Origin of the sequence: Arthrobacter sp. AL05 (assembly GCF_029960715.1) — a bacterium.
GTDB lineage: Bacteria > Actinomycetota > Actinomycetes > Actinomycetales > Micrococcaceae > Arthrobacter.
Genome location: NZ_JASBRC010000065.1, coordinates 1 through 308, shown reverse-complemented (window position 1 = coordinate 308; position 308 = coordinate 1). Strand labels below are relative to the sequence as shown.

The 308-nt window shown below is 67.5% G+C and carries 1 pseudogene; it reads left to right on the top strand.

The features are described 5' to 3' along the window. Nucleotides 1-308, top strand: a pseudogene (locus QK287_RS18560) (HAD family hydrolase); the annotation flags it as partial.

The window sequence follows — 308 nt, the reverse complement described above, 5'->3', positions numbered from 1 at the left end:
GGAGCAGAACCTGACGATTCCAGCGGCGTCCGGATTTTCGTCCATGACCGGCCGCGGTGTCCGCGCCACGGTCGACGGCAGGACCATCCACGTCGGCGGCCCGGCACTGCTCCGTGACCTCGAAGCCCACGAACCGAAATCATTGGCCGCCGCCACCGGGGCGTGGATGGACCGTGGCGCAGCCGTGCTGCACATCATTGACGGGCAAAGGATCCTGGGGGCCGTGAGCCTCGAGGACGCCGTCCGCACCGAATCCCGCCAGGCCGTCAAAGCCCTGCAGGACCGCGGCATCAAGGTCGCTATGATCA